This is a genomic window from Pseudoalteromonas sp. SG43-4 (genome assembly GCF_014164325.1).
Lineage (GTDB): Bacteria > Pseudomonadota > Gammaproteobacteria > Enterobacterales > Alteromonadaceae > Pseudoalteromonas > Pseudoalteromonas distincta.
On record NZ_JACJFB010000056.1, the window covers coordinates 1 to 660 of the forward strand.

A 660-nucleotide genomic window follows, 5' to 3' on the forward strand; every position below is an offset into this window, starting at 1 on the left:
TACTATTGAAGCAACTGGGCGCCTTGAACACCCCTTTATTATGGCGTGTGCTCAAGCGAATATCCCTTTCGTTGTTGCTAATCCCGTTAATATTAAACGTTTCGCAGGCGCTATTGGCCAAAAAGCAAAAACAGATAAACTTGATGCGCAACTCATCGCTCATTTTGGTGAAGCAATAAAGCCACCACTCTCTTCTTTAAAGCCAGAGCAGATGCGCTTGATGAGTGATTTACTTTCTAGAAGAAGGCAGTTAATGGATATGCAAACGATGGAGAAAAATCGTTCACAGATAATGCCAAAAACAATATCATCACTAATAAAACCTATCCTAACGGCATTAAAAAATCAGATTGAAAAAGTAGATTTGAAACTACAAAAACTCATCAAAGAATGTGACGAATATAAGGTCAAGAATGACATTATTCAAAGTGTGCCTGGCGTTGGGAATGTTGTCGCATTTAACTTACTTAGTGACATGCCTGAGCTTGGGTGTGTAAACAATAAAGAGGCTGCATCACTGGTTGGTGTTGCACCATTTAATCGAGAAAGTGGTGCTTATCAGGGTAAACGGATGATACGAGGTGGACGGCCAAAAATTAGAACCGCAATGTATATGGCAATGATGTCAGCTATCCAATGTAACCCTAAATTTAAAGCTAT

At 39.4% G+C, this 660-nt stretch carries 1 protein-coding gene; it reads left to right on the forward strand.

What is annotated here, in order from left to right; all coding sequences use genetic code 11:
- Positions 1 to 660 (forward strand): transposase (locus H5160_RS20120; RefSeq protein WP_182738541.1); only part of this gene is annotated, 660 nt, incomplete at both ends.